This is a genomic window from Brevundimonas sp. GW822-FHT03E11 (assembly GCF_058801445.1).
Map to the genome: position 1 here is coordinate 390,000 of NZ_JBXANG010000001.1, position 16,419 is coordinate 406,418.

A 16,419-nucleotide genomic window follows, 5' to 3' on the forward strand; every position below is an offset into this window, starting at 1 on the left:
AAGACCTACCGATGACCGCTGTCTTCGACGGCCTTCCGGCCCGAGCGGATCAGGCGGCGGCGTTTCTGAAGGGGCTGGCCAGTCCGCACCGGCTGCTGATCCTGTGCGCCCTGGCCCAGGGAGAGCGCAACGTCTCCACCCTGATCGCCGAGACCGGCATGGCCCCTACATCCATGTCCCAGCATCTGGCCAAGCTGAAGGACGAGGGGGTGATCGACGTTCGCCGCGACCACCGCACCCTGACCTATTTCATCGTCCATCCGGCGGCGGTTCAGGTCATGGACGTGCTGCACGCCCATTTCTGCGGGAGCCTGCAGGCGGACTGAGGCGGTCGCCCTACTCCGCCCCGCCGAAGCGTTCGGACCATTCCGCGACCTGGGCGTCTTCGATCTTGGCGAACAGCACGCCCTGAGCCTCGACCTCGCCGCCGACCGGCAGACGGTTCAGCAAGTCCTCGTCCGCTGCGGGCCAGCTGAGATCGGTCGAGCCGACCGAGGCGGCGATCTTCTCAGCCGAGAAGGGCAGAATCGGCGCCGCCAAACGGGCGAACAGGGCCACCAGGTTCAGGCCGGTGCGCACGCCCACCGCCGCCCGGTCGCGGTCGGTCTTCAGGGCGGTCCAGGGGGCGGCGACCTGCAGATATTCGTTGCCCAGCACCCAGGCGGCGCGGATGGCGACGGCGGCCTTGCGGAACTCCATCGCCTCGAACTGTTCGGTCGCCTCGGCGACGGCGGCCCGGATGTCGGCCTCCAGCTGGATCTCGACCGGACCGGGTTCCCCGCCCTCCGGCACGACGCCGTCGAACTTGGACTCGGCGAACTTGACGATCCGATTGACGAAATTGCCCAGAACGTCGGCCAGATCCTTGTTGGTCGAGGCCTGGAAATCCTCCCAGGTGAAGGCCGAATCCGCGTGTTCCGGCCCATAGGCCGTCAGGCGCCAGCGCCAGTAGTCGGCCGGCAGCAGCTCCAGCGCCTGGTCCATGAAGACGCCGCGCTTCTGGCTGGTCGAGAACTTGCCGCCGTACCAGTTCAGCCAGTTGAAGGCCTTCAGCTGGTCCACCGTCTTCCACGGCTCGCCCGAGCCGATGATGGTCGCCGGGAAGCTGACGGTGTGGAAGGCGACGTTGTCCTTGCCCATGAACTGAACATAGCGGACGTCCTCGGCCCCCTCGTCCAGACGCCACCAGTCGCGCCAGGTCCGGCCCGTAGCCTCGGCCCACTCCTCGGTCGCGGCGATATATTCGATGGGTGCGTCGAACCAGACGTAGAAGACCTTGTCCTCCATGCCCGGGCGGGGGAAGCCGTCCTTGGTCACCGGCACGCCCCAGGCCAGGTCGCGGGTGATGCCCCGGTCGATCAGCCCCTCGTCCAGATGCTTGTAGGCGATGGACTTGGCCAGCGTCTGCCAACCGGTCTTGCCGTCGACCCAGGCGCGGATCTGGGGCTCGATCCTGGTCTGAAGCAGATACAGGTGACGGGTGTCGCGCACCTCCAGATTCCGAGAGCCCGACACCGACGAATAGGGGTCGATCAGGTCGGTCGGGTCCAGCAGCCGGCCGCAGTTGTCGCACTGGTCGCCGCGCGCGCCGACATGGCCGCAGTGCGGGCAGGTCCCCTCGACATAGCGGTCGGGCAGGAAGCGGGCGTCGTCGATCGAATAGATCATCCGATCCACCCGCTCCTCGATCAGGCCGTTCTTCTCCAGGGCCTCGGCGAAATGCTGGGTCAGGCGATGGTTCTGCGGGTTGGACGACCGGCCGAACCAGTCATAGCTCAGGCCGAAGGCCTGACCGGCGGCCTTCTGGATCTCGTGCTGCTCGTCGCAATAGGTGCGGACGTCCTGGCCGGCGGCGGCGGCGGCCAGCTCGGCCGGGGTGCCGTGCTCGTCCGTGGCGCAGATATAGAGGACGTCATGGCCTTGAGCCCGCTTGAAACGCGCCCAGACGTCGGCCGGCAACATGGAGCCCGCCAGATTCCCCAGGTGCTTGATGCCGTTGATGTAGGGCAGCGCCGAGGTGATGAGGATGCGGGCCATGATCGTCCAGGAGTTCGGGGAAGCGCAGGGATATAGAGCGGCGACGTCGTTTCCTCAAACGCCTTGCGGCAGTCGGCGCGCAATACGGATGAATCGCCCCGTCAACAGGGTCGAGGAGGCAAGGCTGGCGATGACCACCGCCCACACCAAGCCGTTCACGCCCATTTGGTGCGCCAGGACCCAGCCCAGCGGCATCATGACAGCCCCATAGGCGGTGAAATGCAGGATGGTCGGCCACCAGACGTCGCCCGCGGCGCGGTTCGCCTGGGCGGCCACCACCTGGATGCCGTCCGCTACGAAGAACAGGGTCGCCAGCGCCAGTGCCGGGGCGGCGATGGCCAAGAGCGCCGGGTCGCGGTTATAGGCGCCGACGATCAGATGGGCGCTGGGCCAGACCGCCAGGGCGACGACGAAGGTCAGGGCCGTGACGACGCCCAGGCCGACCAGACCGGCCCGCAACACCCCTCGGCCATCGCCGGCGCCATAGCTGCGGCCCACCAGCACCGCCGTCGCCGAGGACAGCCCCATGGGCAGCATGAAGACGATGGCCGAGACGTTCAGCACCACGGCCCAGGCCGCCGTCTCGGCCGCGCCGATCTGGCCGGCAAAGAAGGTGAAACCGGAAAAGGCTCCGACCTCGATAAAATAGGAGGCGCCGGCGCCCAGGCCGACCTTGACCTGTTCCCGCGCGGCCTGGGGATCGCGTTCGGGCTTGTCGAATACACCCAGGGCGCGCGCCTCGGGCAGGCGCAGAATATAAACCACCAGAAAGAGCGCCAGGGCCGCCCGCGCCCCGAAGGTCGCCCAGGCCGAGGCGAAGGCGCCGTTGAAGCCGATCCCCAAAAGATCCGGCACCAACAGCAGGTTCAGCGTCAGATTGACCCCGTTGGCGACCCACATGGCGACCATGCCCGGCTTGGGCCGCCCCAGAGCCTCCAGGAAGAACTGGCCCGTCACCGAGATCAGATAGAAGGGCATGGACAGGGCGAAGACGATCAGGGCGGGGCTCGCCCCCTCGGCCAGACCGTCTTCCAGGCCCATCTTGCCGAGCCCCCACGGACCGATCGCGATCAGGGCGATCATGGAGACCACGCCGATCTGCAACGAATAGGTCATGCCCCGGCGCAGCACCGAGCCGACCGAGTGCCGCCGTCCCTCGCCCAGCATCCGCGCGGTCATCACCTGAACGCCCAGCATCAGACCGACCGCCGTCGTCACCACGATGGACGTCGGCGCCCAGGCCAGAGAGTGGAAGGCCAGTTCGCGGCTTGAGAAATTGCCGACGACAATGGCGTCGGTCAGACCCATGGTCATGATGCCGATCCGCGCCAGGATCACCGGCCAGGCCAGGTTCAGCAGGTCGTGGAAGGCGGTGCGGGTCTGGGAGCTGAGCGCGATCATCGGACGCGGCACAGGCCATGCGGGATCGTCGGGGTCAACTCCCAAAAACTCTGGGGTCTTGGCTACCAGGCGCCCAGTTCACGCAGTTGACGGACCAGCTCCTCCGGCGCCTCGCCGGCGTCCAGCGTATCCAGATCAGGCGGGACGTCCTTGGGCTCGAAATAGCGCCAGCCCTGGAAGGGCCGCCGCGCCAGGGGCGCCGTGCGGATCACCCGAGGCTCCAGCATGATCTCGCACCGGCTCTGCTTGCCCTCGCCCAGGGTCGTGATGTCCAGAACCGGCTGGCGACAGACGATCACGCCCTTCACCACCCAGTACAGCGACCCGCCGTCCTCGATTTCCGAAGCGCGCTTGGGCGTCATTCGGGTGTGAACCACCAGAGGTCCGCCCTTGGCGGCGCGGCGTTCCAGCCATTCGACGTCGGGCACCCCGACGCCCAGCTTGATCATGTGAAGCGGCATGGCGACCACGTAATCTCCCTTAAGGGCCTTCGCCAGTTTCTCTTTACGGTCGGACCTTAGGGTGCGGTCCGTGCCTTCTTCTCATTCACGGCGCAACGGAACGACCATGTACGGATTGATTACGCGCCTGACGGCGCATCCCGGCCGCCGCGACGAACTGGCGCTTCTGCTGACCGATCCGGCCGTGAAGAAACACGGATGCCATTCCTACATCGTCGCCCACGACCTGGCCGACGCGGAAACCCTGTGGGTGACGGAGGTCTGGGTCGATCAGCCCACCCACCAGTCCTGGAGCCGGGACCTGCGCGCCAGCGGCGCCTGGCGAGCCGTTTACGGCCTGATGGCCAAGATGGATGAGTCCATCCTGACCCGCCCCCTGGGCGGGATCGGGTTTTGATCCGCGATCAGTCCGGCGCCTTGACCACCGCCAGAACCGCCGCCTCCCCCACCTGATCCCCGACGGCCGCGACGCTTTCGACAACCCCGTCGAAGGGCGCCGTCAGGGCGTGCTCCATCTTCATCGCCTCCAGCACCACGACCGGCTGACCCTTGGTTACAGCGTCGCCCGCCTTGACCGGCGCCGCCACCACCTTGCCCGGCATGGGAGCGCGAAGGGAGCCGTCAGACACCGCCCCGGCTGCGGCGCTCGTCGCGGCGCGGTACGGCGTGACGCGGCGCGCCTCGCCTTCCACGAACAGGATGAAGCCGTCCTCGACCGCCCGATAGCCGAACAGGCGATCGCCGGCCTGAACCTGATCAAAGCCGATCTGGGCGGTCAGGCCTTCGGCGCCGCGCCAGCCGGTTTCGACCGGGGCGACCGGGCCTGAGACGGGCTCGCCGTCCAGACGGGCCCAGACGGTGGTTTGGGGCGGGGTGTTCAGTCGAAGACCGTAGGACAGGCCCGGCTGTCCGCCCCAGGGGCTGAACCGGTCGGACCCGACCGGCTCGACCTCGGTCGCCGCCTCCGCGACCAGGGTCAGGGCGGCCAGAACCGTCTCCGGCGCATCGGCGGGCTGCAACGCCCCCTCCTCCGCCGCGATAAACCCCGTATCCACATCCCCCGCCACGAAGCGCGGATGGTCCAGGCAGCGTTTCAGAAAGCCCGCATTGGTCTTGACCGGCCAGACCTCGACCTCGCCCGCCGCCTCGGCCAACCGCGCCGCCGCCGCCTCGCGCGTGTCTTCGTGCACGATCAGCTTGGCGATCATCGGGTCGTAGAACTGGCTGACCTCGCCGCCCTGTTCCACGCCGGTGTCGACCCGAATTCCTTCGGGCATGACGAAATGGTCCAGACGGCCGATCGACGGCAGGAAGCCGGTCGCCGGATCCTCGGCATAGAGGCGGGCCTCCATGGCCCAGCCGTTCAGGCGGATCTGATCCTGCTTCAGCGGCAGGGGCTCGCCCGCCGCCACCCGGAACTGCCATTCGACCAGGTCGACGCCGGTCACGCTCTCGGTCACCGGGTGCTCGACCTGAAGCCGGGTATTCATCTCCATGAACCAGATCCCGTCCGCCTTCAGCCCGTCCGAGGCGTCGGCGATGAATTCGATCGTCCCGGCCCCGACATAGTTGACCGCCTTGGCCGCCTTGATCGCCGCGTCCGTTACAGCGGCGCGCACGGCCTCGCTCATGCCCGGAGCCGGCGCCTCTTCGATCACCTTCTGGTGGCGGCGTTGCAGGGAGCAGTCCCGCTCATACAGATGCACGACCTCGCCGTGGCGGTCGCCGAACACCTGGACTTCGATATGGCGCGGCCGGGTGATGTAGCGTTCGATCAGCACCCGGTCGTCGCCGAAGGCGGCCGCCGCCTCGCGCCGGGCGCTGGCCAGGCCGGCGGCGAAATCGGCCGGGTCATCGACCCGTTTCATCCCCTTGCCGCCGCCGCCCGCCACGGCCTTGATCAGCACCGGATAGCCGATCCGCGCCGCCTCGGCCGTCAGGGTCTCTTGCGACTGGTCTGCGCCCTGATAGCCGGGCGTCACCGGCACCCCGGCCTGGATCATCAGTTCCTTGGCCGCGTCCTTCAGCCCCATGGCCCGGATCGAAGCCGGGTCCGGCCCGATCCAGATCAGCCCCGCCGCCGCCACCGCCTCGGCGAAGTCGGCGTTTTCGCTCAGGAAGCCATAGCCGGGGTGGATGGCCTCGGCCCCCGTCGCCTTGGCCGCCGCCAGCACCTTGGCCCCGTCCAGATAGCTCTCACGCGCCGGCGCCGGCCCGATCAGCACCGCCTCGTCCGCCGCCCGCACATGCAGGGCCTGGGCGTCGGCCTCGGAATAGACGGCGATGGTGCGAATCCCCATCCGCTGGGCGGTGCGGAAGACGCGACAGGCGATTTCGCCGCGATTGGCGACAAGGACGGACTTGAACATGCCCCGGTCTTAGCCGGATCGTGCGCCCCTGCCCAGCGGTTCTCCCCGGCTGCGACGGCGAGGCCTTGCGCCCTGCGTCAGACCGGCTATCCCAGCCCCATGTCCCTGCGCCCCCTCTTCGTCACCCAGGTCTATGAAGCCTCCCTCGCCGAGGGAAGCGGCTGGCCCGCCTTCAACGCCCAGCTGATCGAGGTGGTCCGCATGATGGCCGAAGAAGACGCCGCCGGCCGCCGCTGGTGCCGCGACAACGCCTATCGCGGCTACACCTCCTACGCCTCTCTGAACGACCTGCCCCAGCGCTTCCCCGAGTTCGCCGAACTGAAGCGCCATCTGGACCGCCACGCCCTGGCCTATGCCCAGGCGCTGAACTTCGACCTGGCCCGGAAGCCGCGTCTGGACAATCTGTGGGTCAATATATTGAAGCCCGGCGGCGGCCACACCAGCCATATCCACCCCCACGCCTATCTGTCCGGCACCGTCTATATCGACGTGCCCGACGGCGCCTCTTCGCTGAAACTGGAAGACCCCCGCCTGCCCTTCATGATGGCCCGCCCCGGCGTCACCGACGACGCCCCCGAGGCCGAACGCCCCTTCGTCTATCTGCGGCCCCAGGCCGGGACGGTGCTGATGTGGGAAAGCTGGCTGCGCCACGAGGTGCCGACCAACCAGGCCAAGTCCGACCGGATTTCGATCAGCTTCAACTACGCTTGAGGCGCCCGCAGGCGACACGGACCTTCCCCCGCCTGCGGGGGAAGTGTCAGCTCGTCGAGCGGAGCGAGACGGCTGACGATGGGGGAAGTCTTCCTTTTTGGCGACACTTCCCCCTCCGACCCTGGTCCGCTACGCGGACGCCGGGGATGGTCTCCCCCGCAAGCGGGAGAGGGTCTTTCGCCTATGACCCGGCGTGGGGGCGTTCCGCGTCGTGCGGCGTCCAGAACCCCTCCACCCCCGCGCAAGCGGCGCGGCGGTCCCCCTCCCCGCAGGCGGGGAGGAGACGGTGCGACGGCCCTTGCCTGTCTCCTCCCCATGAAATGGGGACGCAGCGCGACGCGAAGCGGCGTGACGGAGGGGGTCTAAGCCGCATCACGAGCCCGCACTCCGCTGCGAATACGCAGCTTGCCGGAGGATGACGAAAAGGATCGGCAGTTCCGAAGCTAAAGGGGCGTCTGCGCGCGCCTTATCCAGTAGACATTAACCCCAAATAGATGAACTCTAAATCCTCAGGTTGAGGGAACGTAATGGGAACTTACAAGAATAGGACTTTAGGCTACCGTCGAGCAGTTTGGCTAATGCACTCTGGGCAGTCTTTCGGTGACGTACTCCGTGACGTTCTGGTTGAGCGTCCCGACGTGAAATCCACCCAGATAACTAGGCCAGACGGACTGGTCTGGGATATTCGCCACAGAAGGATCGAGGGAGATAAGATATACCTGCACCTCGCTTCACATAATCCTGGCGAGGAAGCGTCCACCGTCACGCGAGATGCGGCGGAAGAAAGCGACTTGCAGCGTGCGCCCGCTCCTCCAGGACAGGACTATCTTGATGGCGATGCAATGATTTTTGCCAACAAGAATGATGTGCTCGTATGTGTGAGCGACGTCAGCGAGCCGGCGACGGTCGCATATCTTCGAGCGCTCATCGACGGGACCGGTCGATCAACAGAAGCCAAAAGCTTTGAACTACAGCGCACCGCAAACCACGCCACTCTGAAAACTCTTGTCCAAGCGGGCGTTAAGTCGGTGAACCTTAATGTCAGCGCGTTCAGCGCTACGCTGCCACTAGCGTTCGACGAAAACGTAACCTTCGGCGATAAAATCAAGGCGGGACTGAATTCAGCAATCGCAGTCCTTCTAGGAGGAGACAAAACCCCTGCCGACCTAGAACGAGAAGCTGACTTGCAGACATTTATAGAGCTAAAAGCTCGAAGAAACACAGAGCTTGGCTTAGCCGCAGCAGCACGGACCGCAGAAAATGTTCTTGATTCGTTCGAAGATGGGTACGAGATTGTAACTCGTTCAGGCATTCGGATCACAGCCTCGGAGATATCCGTGAAAGAGAGCGCCAAGTTCGCAGCCAACGGAACCACCGTCGATCATCGTGACGTATGGGATCATATGGACGGGTTCTACAGCCGGCTTGTCGATGCCGACATCAACGCGCATTGATGTCGGTCGAACGACGCTTCTGCTCCTCGCCCTAGCCTTTGGGGCGGCGGCTGGAACGTTTGCGTCACACCCTCTGGCGACCAACGCCGACTTATTGATCGGAGTTGCAGGCGTGAGCGCCACATTCGCGGGCTTTATACTAGCGATGAAGACCCTGTTGGGCGATCCATCAAGTTTACTTCCCGGCAGTTGGCGCCTGGGTTTGGTTCAATCTAGAAGTATGGAAATTCGCTATGCACGATTGAGCTTACTTTTCGGCTTGTATGTTATTTCGTCATTTGCTTGCCTCACCTTCGCCGCGTTTGCGGACACTACATCTAGATATTGGCCTGTCGATTTTGCTCTAGCTTTCGTCATCGCTTTCACAGCCACAATGACGCTCGAGATTCCCCGGTCGCTTCGACTAATTCAGCGTGAAAGAATCGAAGCGACCGTTAACGCTCGGCGACGTAGTCGTGGATCAACAGATCGCCCATAGTGTCCAACAAGGAGATGGGTCGGCTGAAGGAGAAGTACTTGGGTGCGAAAGTATCAAGGGTCGGCAAGCCCCTAATGCACCCGCGCCTTCCCAATCTCCAACCCGCCCTCTCCGGCGGTGACGGCGATCACCCCGCCGTCCTCGATCTCGCCGGCCAGCAGTTTGCGCGCAATCGGGTCCACCAGCTCCTTCTGGATCACCCGCTTCAGCGGCCGGGCCCCATAGGCCGGGTCGTAGCCGCGGTCGGCCAGCCAGGCCAGGGCCGCGTCGTCCAGGTCCAGCGTCATGCGGCGGTCGGCCAGCAGTTTTTCGAACCGTGACAGCTGGATCCGCACGATCCCGCCCATCTGTTCGCGGCCCAGGCGGTGGAACAGGATGATCTCGTCGATCCGGTTCAGGAACTCGGGCCGGAAGTGGGCGCGGACGGCGTCCATGACGAAGGGGCGGACGGCCTCCACATCCTCGCCCTCGCCCTGATCGGCCAGATACTGGCTGCCCAGGTTGGAGGTCATGATGATCAGGGTGTTGCGGAAGTCGATGGTGCGGCCTTGCCCGTCGGTCAGGCGGCCGTCGTCCAGCACTTGCAGCAGCACGTTGAAGACGTCGGGGTGGGCCTTTTCGACCTCGTCGAACAGGACGACCTGATAGGGGCGGCGGCGCACGGCCTCGGTCAGGGCGCCGCCCTCGTCATAGCCGACATAGCCGGGAGGGGCCCCGATCAGGCGGCTGACGCTGTGCTTCTCCATATATTCCGACATGTCCAGCCGGGTAATGGCCGCCTCGTCGTCGAACAGGAAGTCGGCCAGGGCCTTGGTCAGTTCGGTCTTGCCCACGCCGGTCGGGCCCAGGAACAGGAAACTGCCCAGGGGCCGGTTGGGGTCGTTCAGGCCGGCGCGGGCGCGGCGCACCGCGTCGGAGACGGCGGCGAGCGCCTCGTCCTGGCCCACCACGCGGGCGGACAGGGCCTCCTCCATCTTCAGCAGTTTTTCGCGCTCGCCCTCCAGCATCTTGTCGACGGGCACGCCGGTCCAGCGGCTGACGACGGCGGCGATCTGTTCGGCGTCGACCACCTCGGGCGTCAGGGGGCCGGATTTGTCGGCCTCGTTCGCCTCGGCCTCGGCCAGCTGTTTCTCGATCTGGGGGATCTGGCCATAGGCGATCTCGGACGCGCGACCCAGATCGCCGGCGCGCTGGGCGTTGGTCAGCTCCAGACGCAGGCGGTCCAGGGTTTCGCGCAGCTGGGCGCCCTGGCCGACCTTTTCCTTTTCGGCCTTCCACTGGGCGGTCAGGTCGTCGGACTGGCCTTCCAGATCGGCGATCTCGTCCTCCAGCTTCTCTAGCCGGTGCTGGGAGGCCTGGTCGGTCTCCTTCTTCAGGGCCTCGCGCTCGATCTTCAGCTGGACCAGGCGGCGGTCGATCTCGTCCAGGGCCTCGGGCTTGGAGTCCACGGCCATGCGCACCCGGCTGGCGGCCTCGTCGATCAGGTCGATGGCCTTGTCCGGCAGGAAGCGGTCGGTGATGTAGCGGTTCGACAGGGTGGCGGCGGCCACGATGGCGCTGTCGGAGATGCGGACGCCGTGGTGGACCTCGTACTTCTCCTTCAGTCCACGGAGGATCGACACCGTGTCCTCCACCGTCGGTTCGGAGACGAAGACCGGCTGGAAGCGGCGGGCCAGGGCGGCGTCCTTTTCGACGTGCTTCCTGTATTCATCCAGCGTCGTGGCGCCGACGCAGTGGAGTTCGCCGCGCGCCAGGGCAGGCTTCAGCAGGTTGGAGGCGTCCATGGCGCCGTCGCCCTTGCCGGCGCCGACCAGGGTGTGCATCTCGTCGATGAACAGGACGATCCCGCCCTCGGCCGCCGAGACCTCGGACAGCACGGCCTTCAGCCGCTCCTCGAACTCGCCGCGGTATTTGGCGCCGGCGATCAGGGAGCCCATGTCCAGCGCCATCACCGTCTTGTCGCGCAAGGATTCCGGCACGTCGCCGTTGACGATGCGCAGGGCCAGGCCCTCGACGATGGCGGTCTTGCCCACGCCGGGTTCGCCGATCAGGACGGGGTTGTTCTTGGTCCGCCTCGCCAGAACCTGGATGGTGCGGCGGATCTCTTCGTCGCGGCCGATGACCGGGTCGATCTTGCCGTCGCGGGCGGCCAGGGTCAGGTCGCGGGCATAGCGTTTCAGGGCGTCATAGGCGTCTTCGGCGGCGGCGCTGTCGGCGGTCTTGCCCTTGCGGACCTCGGCGATGGCGGCCTCCAGCTTGTCGGCGGTGACGCCCGAGGCCTTCAGCACCTCGGCGGCGGTTCCGCCCTCCTTGGCCAGGCCCGCCAGCAGGCGTTCGGTGGTGACGAAGGCGTCGCCGGCGGATTTTGAGGACTCTTCGGCGGCGGCGAAGACGCGGGCGGTGTCGCCGTCCAGATAGAGCTGGCCCGAGCCGCCGGTGACCTGGGCGCGCTTCTTCAGGGCGGTTTCGACATCGGCCTCGGCGCGGCGGGCGTCGCCGCCGGCGGCGGTGATCAGGTTTCTGGCCAGACCGTCGCGCTCCTCAAGCAGGACCTTGAGCAGGTGTTCGGGCGCGAATTGTTGATGGCGACGGGCCAGGGCGAGCGACTGGGCCGACTGGACGGCCTGTTTGGCGCGGTCGGAATAGAGATCGAGATTCATAGGTGTCCCCTCATCAGGCGGATTTCGCCCGCGCCGCCCTTTCAGGAAGCGACGACACGGGTCTGTGAAATCCAGATGGTGTGACCCGTCGGGCACACAAGGGGTGGCGGGCGGGAGATTTCACCCCGCCCGCGCTTCGCCGTCATGTCTCAGCCGCCGGTCGGACCGGTCGAGAAGTCGAACTGTTCCGGCTGGCGGCGCGGCCCGCCGAAGTTCCAGGTCAGGCCGACGTAGAAGGCCCGCAGCTTGATGTCCTGCTCCGAGCGTTCGCGGAACTGCGGCGTCTCGTAGATCGTCGTGGTGTTGAAGGTGTTGAACAGGTCGCGCGCGGTGAAGTTGAACGACAGCTGCTCGTTCAGCTTGCGGCGATAGCCGAGATTGACCATGCCGCCGGCCTCGCGCCGCCCCTGGGCCAAGAGGCTGTCGCCCTGCCAGAAGCTGGACAGTTGGACGAAGTCCTTGGCCGTCGGCTGCCAGTTCAGGCTCAAACGCCCGCTGGCCAGTGTCGCCTCGCGGTCTCCGCCGCCGACCACGGCGCCCGAGTCGATCTCCTGACGGAAGACATTGACCCCGGCGCTGTAGCGCAGGGTCGACAGCAGCCGCCCATTCGCCGTCGCCTCGACCCCCACGTCCTGGCGCGAGCCCAGGTTTTCGGGCCGGGTCAGGAAGACGCCGCCGCCGATGTCGGTCGCCACGTCGGTAAAGGCCTTGTCGGTGTTCCGCAGATAGGCCGTCGCCTGATAGAAGCTCTGGCCCTTGCGCATCTGCCACATGGCTTCGAAGCTGTCGGTCTCCTGCGGCTCCAGGTCCGGATTGCCGGACCGGACGTTCAACGGGTCCTGATAGGCGACGAAGGGGTTTAGCTGGCCGGGCTGGGGCCGCTGGATGCGGCGCGAATAGCTGGCGCGCAGGGTCTGTTCGGCCGACAGCTGATATTGCAGATGGGCCGTCGGATAGGCGCGGAAATAGTCCTGGGACGCCGAGGCGCCGCCGGTCAGATCCTTGATCTCTATGTCCGCCTGTTCCAGGCGCAGGCCCAGCTGAGCCGACAGCTTCTCGCCCAAAGGACGTTCGTAGGTGGTGTAGAGGGCGTGCACCGTCTGCTCGGCCTCGAACCGGTTGTTCAGGGCCGGGACGGGCGTCAAGGCGGCCTCGGACGGGCCACGCAGGAAGCCGGCGTCCTGCTCGGGCCGCTGAAGGTTCAGCTCATAGCCCAGGCGCAGCTTGCCGCCGTCCGACATCGGGCGGGTATAGGCGCTGGTGAAGCCCCAGGTGACCTGATCGACCTCAGTCCGAGTGCGCTCGTACAGGGCCGCCGCCGCCGGCGTCAGGAAGGTGGTCAGGGCCTGGCTGGTGTTTTCATTGCTGTTGGAATCGTAGCGCAGTTCGTTGGACCATTCATGGCCGTCGCCGTCGAAGCGGCGCAGCACCCGGGCCGTGGCGCCCCAGTTGGCGAAGTCAAAGTCCGACGATCCCTCGCGCCGATAGGCGTTCGTCACCGCCCCTCCCGCGTTGCGTGTTTCGAACAGGCTGGAGGCCGAGCCTGTGCCGTCGAAGGCCACGCCGCGCAGCTCGCCGGTGATCTGGGTCTTGTCGTCCAGCTTGTATTCGGCGGTGAAGCGGCCGAAGGCGCCGTTCTGCTCGGACTCGATCGGCTGATCGACGGTGGTGGTCGCGACCACGGCGCCGGTCGTCGGGTCCAGTTGCTCGCGTGTCCGGCTGAAGCTCAGCTCCGTCGGATCGGAGCGGTAACTGACGTCGCCCGACAGGGTCAGCCGGTCCTTCTGCCAGGATCCGCTGAGGCCGGCGTTCCAGCGGCCGTTGTCGCCGACATTCGCCCGCACCGAGCCGGTGGATTGCGTGCCCGGCTTGGGCGCCGTCGGCTTGGTAATCAGATTGATGACTCCGCCCGACCCCTCGGGGCTGTAGGCGGCGGAAGGGTTGGTCATCACCTCGATCCGGGCATATTGGCTGGCGGGCAGTTGGATCAGCGCCTGCCCGCGACCGGGGCCGGTCAGAATGCCGGACGGGCGACCGTCGACCAGTATGGTGACATTGGCGTCGCCGCGCAGGGAGACATTGCCCTCCGAGTCCACATCGACCGAGGGCACGTTGCGCAGGGCGTCGGCCAGGCTGCCGGAGGTCGCCTGCAGATCATTGGCCAGGCTGTAGCTGACGGAATCGATCGAGGTGCGGACGTCGTCGGCGCGCGCCGTCACGGTGACGTCGCCGACCGAGGCGGGCTGGTCGGAGGCCGGCTGGCCGGAGGCGGGCGGCGTCTGCCCGGCCGGCGTCTGCCCAGCCGGCGTCTGGGTCGGTCTCTGCTGAGCCGGCGCGGGCGTCTGCGACGGCTGCGGCGTTTGCGCCTGGGCCAGGGCGGCGGCGGGCAGCACGGCCCAGGCCGCGCCGAGCAGCAGAACGAGTTTGGACGACGTCATCCCCGATGATCCTGAAGGTGCGGCGGACGGCTTCCGACGCTTATCGATAATCGTTGCGTATCGAGCCTGCTTTGCAATGCAAAGTTACATCTTGGACAGGTCCATTACACCTTCGTCATCCTTGCTCCGAAAGCGATGGGTGACGCGCGCGAAGCGGCGCGTTAGCGTGTCGCCGCATCGAGAGTTGGAGCCCGCGCCTTGCCCCTGAACCTGACCCGTCGTCGCGCCCTGGCCGGCGCCCTCCCGCTGAGCCTCGCGGCCCGCCCGGCCCTGGCCTGGAACGCCGCCAACGACGATACGGCCCTGGCCGAGGCGGTCGACGCCTATGTGAAGAAGGCGATGGCCGCCTGGCCCGACCAGCCCGCATTGGGAATCGCCGTGGTCAAGGACGGCGCCGCCGTGCTGACCCGCGGCTATGGGGTGAAGGTTCAGGGCAAGCCGGCCGTCGCCGATGAACACACCCTGTTCGCCATCGCCTCCAACACCAAGAACGTCACCGCCGCCGCCCTCGCCATTCTGGTCGATGAGGGCAAGGTCAAATGGGACGCGCCGATCAAGACCTATCTGCCCGATTTCCGGCTGGTCGATCCTTACATCACCGACCACATCACGGTTCGCGACACCTTGAGCCACCGCGCCGGTTTCGGCCTGGGCGCCGGCGATCTGCTGTTCTGGCCCAACAGCGACCGGACCCGCGCCGAGGTCTTGGCCCAGGCCGCCTTCGTGCCGATCGAGGACGGGTTCCGCGCTCGATACCATTATTGCAATCTGATGTTCGTGGTCGCGGGGGCGGTGATCGAGGCCGTCTCGGGCCAGACCTGGGAAGACTTCATCCAGACGCGGATTCTGGACCGCGTCGGCATGAGCGAGACCGTGCCCCTGGCGCGCCTGGCTGACCCGGCCAAGTCCGCCCTGCCCCACGGCCGGGTCGGGCCGCCGCTGCGCTATCAAGGCGCCATGACTCCGATCGCGGATTCGATCGTGGAGGTCTGGAACTGGGACTCGGCCGCCGCAGCCGGCGGGATCTGCACCACCCCGGCCGACTGGGCCAAATGGATCGCGGTGCGGCTGAACGAGGGGCGGCTGCCCGACGGGACGCGACTGTTCTCGGAAGAGTCCGCCAAGGAAATGTATCGTCCCAACATCATCGTCGGCAGCTCGCCGGGCCCGACGGCGGAACTGCCCAACCGCTCCATCGCCTCGACCTACGCCTTGGGCCTGCAGGTTCAGGACTATCGCGGCGAACGGCTGATCAGCCACGGCGGCGGATCGCCCGGCGGCATTTCCGCGACCGTTCTGATCCCCGGCCGCAAGGTTGGGTTCAGCATTTTTTCGAACGCCGAGGAGAGCTTCCTGCTGCGCGCCCTTCGCTCAGGCATCGCCGACCTCTGCCTGGGCAAGGTGGATGTCGACTGGATCGCCGATTCCAAGCGGTTGGAGGCGGAGGGGAACGCCAAATCCATCGCCGCCGCAGCCGAGATCGACGCCAAACAGGCGGCCGGGGCGCCGCCCTCCATGCCTCTGGACGCCTATGCCGGAACCTGGCGCGACCCTTGGTACGGCGACATCGTCATCGCGCCCAAGACCCGCGGCCGGGGGCGCGACCGCAAGCCCGGCCTTTGGCTGACCTTCACCCATACGCCGGCCTTGCAGGGCTGGTTGGAGCCCTATGACGGCGAGACCTTCCGCACCCGCTTCCCGGACAAGCGGGAGGAAGACGCCTTCGTGACGTTCGACATCCAGACCGCCAAGCCCGCCACGGCGACGATGAAGGGCGTCTCGCCGGACATCGACTTCTCCTACGATTACCAGGATTTGAGACTGACGCGGATTTGAACGTTCGGCCTGTGACCTAGGCGCGCAAGGGCGGAACGCCTAGAACCAGCAAACGCTGTCCTTCCATCAACCCAAAGGAGGACAGCCATGTCGAGTTCAGAAACGCCCCGCGCGCTAGACCGCGAAGAAGCGGACATGGTCCGGCAAAGCCAGGCCCTGGACGAGCGGTCGCCGGCAGAACTGCGGGAATTGATCGGTCGGCTGCGCGCGCGCCGAGACAAGGCGCAGCGCCAAATCCGCACCCGCGCCCGTTCGGCTCAAGCGCGAGGCGAAACCGCCGGGGCCGACACCGGCGCGCGGGAGAAGAAGGCGCTGCTGACGGAGGCGATCGCGCGCGTCGCCGAAGCGATGGACGCCCGTCGGAGCGAGGGCGACGGAGAGACCAAGAGGGCGACCGACAATCTTCGCGACGCAGTCCGCCGCAAGGCTGAGAACCCGACTTGGACCGGCCCCGAGGACCGCACGGCGGATCAAGGACCGATCGAAACTCCAAACACCAAGATCGCCCCCTCGGGCGCCCTGCACGCCGAGGGCATGCGGGCCGCTATTTCGCGCTCGACCGGCAATCGTTGAC

Annotated in this window: 12 protein-coding genes; 6 read left to right on the forward strand and 6 right to left on the reverse strand. The window is 66.6% G+C overall.

Annotation, left to right across the window (positions count from 1 at the left end; translation table 11 throughout):
• The first annotated feature begins 11 nt into the window (after positions 1 to 11).
• A complete protein-coding gene (locus AC1RKE_RS01965; protein WP_152950662.1) occupies positions 12 to 326 on the forward strand; it encodes an ArsR/SmtB family transcription factor in 315 nt (104 codons plus the stop codon).
• 10 nt (positions 327 to 336) lie between these two features.
• Here the strand turns inward: AC1RKE_RS01965 and metG are convergent, their stop codons facing one another.
• The 3 genes from metG to AC1RKE_RS01980 form a co-directional block, all read right to left on the reverse strand.
• Positions 337 to 2,037 (reverse strand): methionine--tRNA ligase, encoded by a 1,701-nt coding sequence (metG, locus tag AC1RKE_RS01970; RefSeq protein ID WP_395942104.1) that lies wholly within the window; start codon positions 2,035 to 2,037, stop codon positions 337 to 339.
• Between the two features lie 54 nt (positions 2,038 to 2,091).
• The gene (locus AC1RKE_RS01975; RefSeq protein ID WP_287397908.1) at positions 2,092 to 3,438 is read right to left on the reverse strand and encodes an MATE family efflux transporter; all 1,347 of its coding nucleotides are present in this window, start codon (positions 3,436 to 3,438) and stop codon (positions 2,092 to 2,094) included.
• Between the two features lie 62 nt (positions 3,439 to 3,500).
• Positions 3,501 to 3,899, reverse strand: coding sequence for a DUF1489 family protein (locus tag AC1RKE_RS01980; protein WP_183214799.1), 399 nt, complete (start codon positions 3,897 to 3,899; stop codon positions 3,501 to 3,503).
• Positions 3,900 to 4,005: 106 nt separating this feature from the next.
• Here AC1RKE_RS01980 and AC1RKE_RS01985 point away from each other — a divergent pair, with 106 nt between their 5' ends.
• Complete coding sequence (locus tag AC1RKE_RS01985; RefSeq protein WP_054766195.1) at positions 4,006 to 4,296, forward strand: antibiotic biosynthesis monooxygenase family protein; 291 nt, start codon at positions 4,006 to 4,008, stop codon at positions 4,294 to 4,296.
• 7 nt (positions 4,297 to 4,303) lie between these two features.
• Here the strand turns inward: AC1RKE_RS01985 and AC1RKE_RS01990 are convergent, their stop codons facing one another.
• Positions 4,304 to 6,268, reverse strand: a complete 1,965-nt coding sequence (locus AC1RKE_RS01990; RefSeq protein WP_395942105.1) for an acetyl/propionyl/methylcrotonyl-CoA carboxylase subunit alpha — start codon at positions 6,266 to 6,268, stop codon at positions 4,304 to 4,306.
• 99 nt (positions 6,269 to 6,367) lie between these two features.
• Here AC1RKE_RS01990 and AC1RKE_RS01995 point away from each other — a divergent pair, with 99 nt between their 5' ends.
• On the forward strand, positions 6,368 to 6,979 hold the full coding sequence (locus AC1RKE_RS01995) for a TIGR02466 family protein (protein WP_395942106.1): 612 nt from the start codon (positions 6,368 to 6,370) through the stop codon (positions 6,977 to 6,979).
• 638 nt (positions 6,980 to 7,617) lie between these two features.
• Positions 7,618 to 8,433, forward strand: a complete 816-nt coding sequence (locus tag AC1RKE_RS02000; RefSeq protein ID WP_348683906.1) for a hypothetical protein — start codon at positions 7,618 to 7,620, stop codon at positions 8,431 to 8,433.
• 549 nt (positions 8,434 to 8,982) lie between these two features.
• On the opposite strand, the gene clpB is transcribed toward AC1RKE_RS02000, so the two are convergent.
• Together clpB and AC1RKE_RS02010 are read right to left on the reverse strand one after the other, a co-directional pair.
• Positions 8,983 to 11,571, reverse strand: a complete 2,589-nt coding sequence (gene clpB, locus AC1RKE_RS02005) for an ATP-dependent chaperone ClpB (RefSeq protein WP_348683904.1) — start codon at positions 11,569 to 11,571, stop codon at positions 8,983 to 8,985.
• A 149-nt stretch (positions 11,572 to 11,720) separates the two neighbouring features.
• Complete coding sequence (locus AC1RKE_RS02010; RefSeq protein WP_348683902.1) at positions 11,721 to 14,009, reverse strand: TonB-dependent receptor domain-containing protein; 2,289 nt, start codon at positions 14,007 to 14,009, stop codon at positions 11,721 to 11,723.
• Positions 14,010 to 14,207: 198 nt separating this feature from the next.
• On the opposite strand from AC1RKE_RS02010, the gene AC1RKE_RS02015 reads away from it, so the two are divergent.
• Together AC1RKE_RS02015 and AC1RKE_RS02020 are read left to right on the forward strand one after the other, a co-directional pair.
• Positions 14,208 to 15,845: a serine hydrolase gene (locus tag AC1RKE_RS02015; protein WP_348683900.1), complete on the forward strand. Its 1,638-nt coding sequence runs from the start codon at positions 14,208 to 14,210 to the stop codon at positions 15,843 to 15,845.
• Between the two features lie 87 nt (positions 15,846 to 15,932).
• Positions 15,933 to 16,418 (forward strand): hypothetical protein, encoded by a 486-nt coding sequence (locus tag AC1RKE_RS02020; RefSeq protein WP_348683898.1) that lies wholly within the window; start codon positions 15,933 to 15,935, stop codon positions 16,416 to 16,418.
• The last annotated feature ends 1 nt before the right edge of the window (position 16,419 follow it).

Excerpts from the sequence above, each read along its gene's own strand:
- AC1RKE_RS01965 (WP_152950662.1), top strand. The coding sequence starts at position 12 with ATGACCGCTGTCTTCGACGGCCTTCCGGCCCGAGCGGATCAGGCGGCG.
- metG (WP_395942104.1), bottom strand. The coding sequence starts at position 2,037 with ATGGCCCGCATCCTCATCACCTCGGCGCTGCCCTACATCAACGGCATC.
- AC1RKE_RS01975 (WP_287397908.1), bottom strand. The coding sequence starts at position 3,438 with ATGATCGCGCTCAGCTCCCAGACCCGCACCGCCTTCCACGACCTGCTG.
- AC1RKE_RS01980 (WP_183214799.1), bottom strand. The coding sequence starts at position 3,899 with ATGCCGCTTCACATGATCAAGCTGGGCGTCGGGGTGCCCGACGTCGAA.
- AC1RKE_RS01985 (WP_054766195.1), top strand. The coding sequence starts at position 4,006 with ATGTACGGATTGATTACGCGCCTGACGGCGCATCCCGGCCGCCGCGAC.
- AC1RKE_RS01990 (WP_395942105.1), bottom strand. The coding sequence starts at position 6,268 with ATGTTCAAGTCCGTCCTTGTCGCCAATCGCGGCGAAATCGCCTGTCGC.
- AC1RKE_RS01995 (WP_395942106.1), top strand. The coding sequence starts at position 6,368 with ATGTCCCTGCGCCCCCTCTTCGTCACCCAGGTCTATGAAGCCTCCCTC.
- clpB (WP_348683904.1), bottom strand. The coding sequence starts at position 11,571 with ATGAATCTCGATCTCTATTCCGACCGCGCCAAACAGGCCGTCCAGTCG.
- AC1RKE_RS02010 (WP_348683902.1), bottom strand. The coding sequence starts at position 14,009 with ATGACGTCGTCCAAACTCGTTCTGCTGCTCGGCGCGGCCTGGGCCGTG.
- AC1RKE_RS02020 (WP_348683898.1), top strand. The coding sequence starts at position 15,933 with ATGTCGAGTTCAGAAACGCCCCGCGCGCTAGACCGCGAAGAAGCGGAC.